The sequence below is a fragment of the Bacteroidota bacterium genome, assembly GCA_030706565.1.
In the GTDB taxonomy this organism is placed as follows: domain Bacteria; phylum Bacteroidota; class Bacteroidia; order Bacteroidales; family JAUZOH01; genus JAUZOH01.
Genome location: JAUZOH010000166.1, coordinates 1 through 8,088, shown reverse-complemented (window position 1 = coordinate 8,088; position 8,088 = coordinate 1). Strand labels below are relative to the sequence as shown.

6 protein-coding genes are annotated in these 8,088 nt (G+C 39.4%); 2 read left to right on the top strand and 4 right to left on the bottom strand.

Annotated features, from left to right (window positions below):
- A partial coding sequence (locus Q8907_09655; GenBank protein MDP4274530.1) for a tRNA (adenosine(37)-N6)-dimethylallyltransferase MiaA occupies positions 1-218 on the top strand: 218 nt, incomplete at its 5' end.
- 377 nt (positions 219-595) lie between these two features.
- Here Q8907_09655 and Q8907_09650 read toward each other — a convergent pair.
- The 3 genes from Q8907_09650 to Q8907_09640 form a co-directional block, all read right to left on the bottom strand.
- The gene (locus tag Q8907_09650; GenBank protein MDP4274529.1) at positions 596-1,867 is read right to left on the bottom strand and encodes an adenylosuccinate synthase; all 1,272 of its coding nucleotides are present in this window, start codon (positions 1,865-1,867) and stop codon (positions 596-598) included.
- A gap of 61 nt (positions 1,868-1,928) precedes the next feature.
- Positions 1,929-2,405: a transcriptional repressor gene (locus tag Q8907_09645; GenBank protein ID MDP4274528.1), complete on the bottom strand. Its 477-nt coding sequence runs from the start codon at positions 2,403-2,405 to the stop codon at positions 1,929-1,931.
- A 123-nt stretch (positions 2,406-2,528) separates the two neighbouring features.
- Positions 2,529-4,823 (bottom strand): RelA/SpoT family protein, encoded by a 2,295-nt coding sequence (locus Q8907_09640; GenBank protein MDP4274527.1) that lies wholly within the window; start codon positions 4,821-4,823, stop codon positions 2,529-2,531.
- 138 nt (positions 4,824-4,961) lie between these two features.
- Between Q8907_09640 and Q8907_09635 the strand changes: the two genes are divergently transcribed.
- Complete coding sequence (locus tag Q8907_09635; protein MDP4274526.1) at positions 4,962-6,374, top strand: L-fucose/L-arabinose isomerase family protein; 1,413 nt, start codon at positions 4,962-4,964, stop codon at positions 6,372-6,374.
- 354 nt (positions 6,375-6,728) lie between these two features.
- Here the strand turns inward: Q8907_09635 and Q8907_09630 are convergent, their stop codons facing one another.
- Complete coding sequence (locus Q8907_09630; protein ID MDP4274525.1) at positions 6,729-7,682, bottom strand: alpha/beta hydrolase; 954 nt, start codon at positions 7,680-7,682, stop codon at positions 6,729-6,731.
- Positions 7,683-8,088 lie beyond the last annotated feature (406 nt).

Here is an 8,088-nt window from a genome sequence, read left to right as displayed (position 1 = left end):
CGGTCGGTTACAAAGAATTATTCGAATATTTTGACCATAAAATTTCCCTGGAAACTGCTATATCCCTGATTAAACGTGATAGCCGGAGATATGCCAAAAGGCAGATATCCTGGTTTATGCGTGACGAAGATATTACCTGGTTTCATCCCTCTCAAAAAGAAGAATTATTAAATTTTATTTTATCAGTTCAAAAGCAAAATCCCGTGTTGGGCATTTAAAGTAGACCATCTTCTTAATTATTTACGTTTGCTTCAGCCAACTGATTTGATGAAGCAATATTTTTGCAGCCTTAGACGAATATTACGATATTATTTTGAGCTAAAGCCTAATAAATATCATTAAATGATCAGGATCTGTCATTTGAAGCTGACGGCAATGAATTAAAAATCAAGGATTGTGAAAGCTGAAGCTGACGGCAATGAAAGCTAAAATTTAGGGGGAATGAAAAGCTATATCAATTTTCCAAACCTAACAGGTTTTCAAAACCCGTTAGGTTTTAATTTCAGGGGCTTATTGGTGCCCCGTTAACTTGGTGAGTAAAAATAAAAAATGGAACTCAATTTCCTGAATTCCATTTTTTTGTAGTTATAATTTTTTATCCTTTTACAATGGTCTGATTTCTGTCCGGACCTACAGAAACAACTTTAATCGGAATATCAATTTCTTTTTCGATGAAATTGATGAAATCGATCAGTTCCTTAGGCAATTCGCTTATCTTAGTCATATTGCAGATATCGGTCTTCCATCCTTTTAATTCAGCATATTCGGGTTGTAAATCCTCCACATCCAAATCATAAGGTATGGTTTTATAGGTTTGATTGCCTATTTTATATGCTGTACAAACTTTTATGGTGTCAAAACCCGAAAGCACATCGGCTTTTGTCATAATAAGCTGGGTTACTCCGTTGAGCATGATTGCGTATTTTAATTCGGGCAGATCGAGCCAGCCACAACGACGGGCTCGGCCGGTAGTTGCTCCGAACTCATGTCCAAGATCACGTAATTTTTCGCCGGTCTCGTCAGTCAATTCAGTGGGGAATGGACCACTGCCCACGCGGGTGCAGTATGCTTTAAAAATTCCGAATACTTCGTTTACCTTGTTGGGGGCAACGCCCAGGCCTGCACATGCTCCGGCACATACTGTATTGGAAGATGTTACATAAGGATAAGAACCAAAATCTATGTCCAGCATGGTTCCCTGAGCACCTTCGGCAATGATTGTCTTGTTCTCATTCAGATAATCGTTGATCACGATTTCGCTGTCCACTAATTTGAAGGTTTTGATTGATTCAATACCTTCAAACCAACCTTTTTCAAACTCGGCAAGGTCAAAGTCGAATTTAAATGACTTTAACATCTCCAGATGTTTATTGGTCAGGAAGTTATATTTGTCCAGGAAATCCGGGCGCAAGATATCACCTACACGTAATCCGTTACGTCCGGTTTTGTCCATATAGGTCGGCCCGATACCTTTGAGGGTAGATCCTATCTTGGTATGTCCTTTCGAGGCTTCAGAAGCTGCATCGAGAATACGGTGCGTAGGTAGAATTAAATGAGCTCTTTTTGAAATGAGCAGATTTCCCAAATCAATATCCAGATTGAGCTTTTTAATGGTGTCAATTTCAGACTTGAATATAATAGGGTCTATTACTACGCCGTTACCGATAATATTTATTTTGTCTTTATGAAATATTCCAGATGGAATGGAATGCAAGACATGTTTAATCTTGTTGAATTCCAGTGAATGCCCTGCATTGGGTCCTCCCTGAAAACGGGCAATAATATCATAATCCGGAGTAAGTACATCGACAATTTTGCCTTTCCCTTCATCTCCCCATTGAAGTCCTAATAATATATCCACAGTAATAAATATTTAAATTTTAATAAAAGCAGGCTAAGTTAATAATTATATAAAATAGCTGCATAGTTTATTTTGCGATTTTGATATTTTTCTTTTCTTTTTCATTGCAATCGCTGCAAATTCCATAAAAATAAAGCGAATGGTATTCTATCTTAAAATGCATCATCTGCGAAGCGGTGAGTTGAATTTCATGTACCCGGGGATCGCAGAATTCAACCACCTTCCCGCATTTAATGCAGATCAGATGGTCATGTTGCTTACATTCGTGGGCTTTTTCAAATTGGGCAATGTTTTTCCCGAACTGATGCTTGACAACCAGGTTGCAGTCAAGCAACAACTCAATGGTGTTGTACAAAGTCGCCCTGCTTACCCTGTAAGTGCTGTTTTTCATCTCAACATACAGCGATTCTATGTCGAAATGCCCTTCCTTAGAGTAGATTTTATCTAAGATGGCATATCTTTCCGGCGTTTTGCGATGTCCTTTCTTCTCCAAATAATCCGTAAAAATCTGCTTTACGGTCATTTTTGTCTCATCACAAATCATATTTTTCGCTTTTTATCATCATGGACAAAAGTAAAATTTTTTTACAAAATAGTTTTGGGCTTTTATGGATTTAAATAAGTCGTGATCAGTTATTTATAACAACGTTCAATTTATTTTTTATGCTTAACTTTCAAATACTTCAACCCTGTGGACAGATTCTACTCCTTTAATTTTTATGAGGTTCATTATTAAGTTGTTAAGGTCTTTGGTGCTGTGAACATATAAATCAATATTGCCTTCGAAGATGCCATCATGGCTCGAAAGGTTTATATTCCGGATGTTGGCGTTCAACTCGGTGGTGATCACGTTGATGATGTTGTTGTACATCCCGAATTTATCAAGCCCGCCAATGTCAATTCTTGCCAGGAAAGAAAGTATTTTATAGGTTGTCCATTTTGCGGAAACGATAAGGTCTCCGTGACTGGTCATCAATTTAATGGCATGGGGGCAGCGCGATTTATGAATGATGATGGAATCATTATTGGCGCTTTTTTCTCCGATGATATCGTCACCGGGAATGGGGTTGCAGCATTTGGCAATTACATAGGGCTGTTCAGCTTCATCGATGTTTTCCCGCAGGATGATGGGTTTGGAATAATCGAAATTTTTATCCCTGACCGGGGCTTCCAGCTCTTCCTTATGGTTGTTTTCTTCCTGCTGATTTTCTTCCTGCTGCTCTTCTTCTGATTTCCCACTGCCGACCTTTGAAAACTGAAGCTCCCAATATTTGATCCATTTGTTTTTGCTGTTTTTCTTAAGGATTTTTTTCAGGTCTTCCAGGGTGATGATGCCACTGCCTATTTTACTGTAAAGCTCATCTTTAGAAGTAACCTGGTAAGCAGGCATCAGCTTTTTGAATATTCTTGAACTGGGAAGCAGGTTGTTTTCCTTTAATTTCTCTTCAAGCATATTTTTTCCCTTCTCAATCCGGTTCTTGATCTCGGATTTAATCGAAGAATTAATGGCTGTTTTGGCTTTAGCCGTCATTACATACTTTAGCCATTCTTTTTGAGATCTTTGTTTCTCTGAGGTGAGAATTTCTACCTGGTCGCCATTGGTCAGCTTGTAATTCAGGGGAACCAGTTTGTGGTTGACTTTGGCGCCTATGGCATTGTTCCCGATTTTGGTGTGTATCTCGTAGGCAAAATCCAGGGCTGTAGCATTTTTGGGGAGGGTGATGATTTCGCCCTTGGGCGTAAAAACCATTATTTCTGCAGCGAAAAGGTTCATCTTGAACTCGTCGACAAATTCCATGGCATCGGTCTGCTGATTTTCGAGCATCTCCCGTACTTTACGGAGCCACTTGTCCAACTCGTTTTCCTGTGAGTTTGCTTCCTTGTATTTCCAGTGAGCCGCATAACCTCTTTCTGCAATTTCGTCCATACGGCGGGTCCTGATCTGTACTTCCACCCAATGGCCGCCCGGTCCCATCACCGTGGCATGAAGGGCTTCATAGCCATTCGCTTTTGGCGTACTGACCCAATCGCGGATACGGTCGGGTTTGGGCATATAAATATCGGTTATCAAAGAATAAATATTCCAACATTGCGTTTTTTCGGGTATGCCCGGAACCGAATCAAAGACTATCCTGATGGCTAGCAAGTCATATACCTCTTCAAAAGGTATATTCTTGTGCTGCATTTTATAGTAAATGGAATAAATGGATTTGGGCCTTCCACTGATGTCATACTTAATCCCGTTCTTTTCCAGGGATTCAATGATAGGCAGTGAAAACTCATGGATGAGTTCCAGCCTTTTCTTTTCGTTGTCCTTGATCCGGCCGACGATTTCTTCGTATATCCTGGGATGCCTGTATTTCAGGCTGAGGTCTTCGAGCTCTGTTTTGATGGAGTACAGGCCAAGCCGGTGGGCAAGAGGAGCATAAAGGAAAATGGTTTCAGCGGCTATTTTCTGCTGCTTGTTCGGCGACATGGAACCAAGTGTCCGCATATTATGCAAACGGTCGGCCAGTTTGATCAAAATCACCCGGACGTCTTCAGAAAGGGTAAGCAATATTTTCCGGAAATTCTCGGCCTGCAGGGACATATTGTTGTCCAGTACATCCGAAATTTTTGTCAGCCCGTCGATAATTGCAGCTATTTTTTCCCCGAAGTTTGCCCGGATATCGTCAAGAGTATAGTCGGTGTCTTCCACTACATCATGCAAAAGAGCACTGGTTATTGATTTTGTGCCAAGTCCTATTTCCTCCGATACGATTTTTGCCACAGCCAGGGGATGGAAAATATAAGGTTCACCTGATTTACGGCGCATGTTTTTATGCGCTTCATTGGCCAGATTAAAAGCTTTTGTAATCAGTGCAACATCATCCTCTCTCTCGCTCGAGAAATTCTTGAGCAATTCGTTGAACTTTTTTTGGATCTCTTCTTTCTCGGTTTTTGTTAGTACTGATGTCGACATAAGCTAAATTTTGAACAAAACATACAAAATTAATTAATTTTTAGGTATGTTTAATACCTTAATCCTGATGTAGAAAGATATTGACTGTAATTATAATAAAAAAATAAGATTTTATAACACTTTTAAAAATTAATGATAATGAAAACAGTTGGATTATTCGGTATTGGACTTGATACCTACTGGGGACAATTTGATGGCCTTCTTGACCGCTTGTTGGGTTACCAGGAACAAATAAAAAAAGGAATCAGTCAATTTGGGGTTGAAGTAGTGGATGCCGGTATGGTTGACAATCCTGTTAAAGCTCAAGCAGCAGCTGAAGTGCTCAAACGTAATGATGTTGAACTGGTATTCCTTTACGTCTCGACCTATGCCCTTTCTTCAACTGTTTTACCTGTTGCCCGGGAATTGAAAGTTCCGGTCATTATCCTTAATCTTCAACCCGTTGCTGCAATAGATTATGCTGCATTCAATAGTATCTCTGACAGGGGAAAGATGACAGGTGAATGGCTGGCCCATTGCCAGGCTTGTTCAGTACCGGAGATTGCCTGCGTTTTTAACCGTTCCGGAATAAGGTATGAATTTGTTACCGGTTATCTGGATGATAAACAGGCCTGGCAGGAAATAAAAGGTTGGGTTGAGGCAGCCAAGGTTTCTTCTGCATTGAAAACCAACAGACTGGGCATACTTGGCCATTATTATTGCGGCATGCTCGATGTTTATACCGATCTTACAAAACAAGCTGCAGTTTTTGGTACTCATTTTGAAATGTTGGAAATGTGCGAACTGAAAAAGTACAGGGATAGGGTTAGTCAACAGCAGGTGAAGGATAAGATCAATGAGTTTCATGAGAACTTTGATGTGGTTCCTGAATGTGGCGATGATGAAATTGAACGTGCTGCCCGTACTTCTGTCGCTTTGGATATGTTGGTTGAAGCTCATCATCTTAGTTCCCTGGCTTATTATTATGAGGGAGAAGCGGGGAATGATTATGAAAACATTGTTACTTCCGTTATTGCCGGCAATACCATATTAACGGCCAGAAATATTCCTGTTGCCGGTGAATGTGAGGTTAAAAATGTCCAGGCGATGAAAATTTTATCGGAGTTTGGTGCCGGTGGCTCGTTCTCTGAATTTTATCTGATGGATTTCAAGGAGGATATTGTTTTTCTGGGACATGACGGGCCTGCACATATTGCAATTGCCCAGGGTCGCGTGAAACTTGTACCTCTTCCCGTTTTTCACGGGAAACCCGGAAAGGGGTTATCTATACAAATGACCGTCAAACATGGCCCTATTACCCTTTTGTCTGTGGTTGAGGGGCAGGAGGGCATATTCCTGTTGGTTGCCGAAGGAGAATCTGTCCCCGGGCCTGTTCTTGAAATTGGCAACACCAATAGCCGTTATCGTTTTCCAATTGGAGCCAGGGAATTTATTAACCAGTGGTCAAAGCAAGGACCTGCCCATCATTGTGCAATTGGCACCGGGCATATTGCCGGGAAAATTGAGAAACTGGCAATCCTTCTGAACATCCCGGTTAAAAAGATTTGCTGATGCTAGCTTTAATCTGGTAGATTAAATCGTAGTTGTGAAAAATTTGTAAAATAGTTTGAAATAGTTTGAAATGGTTTGAAATGGTTTGAAATAGTTTGATCCCTATTTATAAAATCCTTCTGAAGATATTGAATGATACCTAACAGGTTTTGAAACCGTTAGGTATTATAATTTTTGGCTAAGAATTTATGAACAATGAGAACCTAGTGTGCTTGTCCTGACAGCCACCGGGATTGACAGGAGGGGAGAGGTATCCCATCATGGTTTAAAAGAAACCATTGCACTGTTCTGAACTTTTAAAGACTAAATTTTATTCGACGGAAATTTGCACTGGAATCTATATGCCGGCGCATACTATTGCTGTTTTAATTGTTCTTCAAAAAATTTGCTTATTGGATAATCAATGTCCTGCTCTTTTTCTATCTGATGTTTTTTGTAGGTGTAACAATAGTTTTTCACCCCTTCCCGGGTTAACCACTTTGAAACTTCTTTGGCATGGTTCTGATGATGTTCTATAATATCAATGTTCTTTGGAAATGTCCCTTTCTGCAGGTTCATCAGATAAACGGGCGGGTCGTTTGAGTCTATCATACTCAGAATATCCAGGCTCTTTTCAATCTGTTCCTTGTGGGGCTTAAAACTTTTATAAGTAGGATAACCATAAAAATTTGCCGCAGTATTATAAAGGGTATGCTGTTTTAAAAACATCACCAATCCCAACCAGGGTATTATTTTCTTCCAGGAAAAAACATCATAGGTGGATTGGGTGGAAATGGCTCCTGCACATTTGATTCTTGTTGATTCTCCTAATAAAGTGGTATCTCCGGCTATGGCCATATCATCGTGAAAAGCAAGATAGAGGCTGGAACCGGCTCCGGCTGATGTCCCGTAACAACCTACGCGTGATTTGTCGATATGGTATTTTAATGCATTAAACCGGATATATTGAACCGCTCTTTCTATATCCCGAATACAAACCCTTACGCCCAAAGAATCATCCGTTTTATAAAACCGGTAGTTTAAAGTGGCTACTGCAATATGATGCTCCAGAAAGTACTGGATATCCTCTTTCCGGTAATAAAAATTGTTTTTATCGCCATGCAGAAAACCGCCGCCATGAATAAAGATCACAAGCGGACAAGGCCGGTCATAACCGGGAATGATGATGTCAAACCTGTTGTCTTGGAATTTCCCGTACGACTCGTTAAAATATTTTTTGCAATTAAAACCATTGATAAAATCTGTATTTTGGGCTTTAATGATGAAGGCCTGCACTAAAAGCAGAAAAATTATCAGATAATTTTTCATGGAATGGTCCAATTATTTATTTAAATTGTAAAATAAAAAAATTTTGTCTAAACTTCCCTATAAATTGAAGAAAATAATTAAAAGTATGGTAATATTTTTAAGTGACTGTCTGTAAAGATGCCATTTTTAATTAATTTGTCGAAAATTAAAAAATGGATTTAATAATTCTTGTTAATAGATTTCCGGACGAAACGAGTTGTATACAATAATTCAAGAATCTTTGTTGATGATTTTGTCAGGCATAATTTCCCCTTATTCTTCTTAACCCATCCTGCCAATTCAATAAGAATTCTTGTAAGGATTACTGTCATTGAATCCTTTATTACCTAAAATCAAAGAATTTTATCTTATGAATTCTCATTTTTGATTTTTGAAATTGTTTTGTTATTATTTAAGCCCAACAGAT

Bases quoted from the DNA above. Each gene is read 5' to 3' on its own strand.
- Q8907_09630 (MDP4274525.1), bottom strand. From the start codon at position 7,682: ATGAAAAATTATCTGATAATTTTTCTGCTTTTAGTGCAGGCCTTCATC.
- Q8907_09635 (MDP4274526.1), top strand. From the start codon at position 4,962: ATGAAAACAGTTGGATTATTCGGTATTGGACTTGATACCTACTGGGGA.
- Q8907_09640 (MDP4274527.1), bottom strand. From the start codon at position 4,823: ATGTCGACATCAGTACTAACAAAAACCGAGAAAGAAGAGATCCAAAAA.
- Q8907_09645 (MDP4274528.1), bottom strand. From the start codon at position 2,405: ATGATTTGTGATGAGACAAAAATGACCGTAAAGCAGATTTTTACGGAT.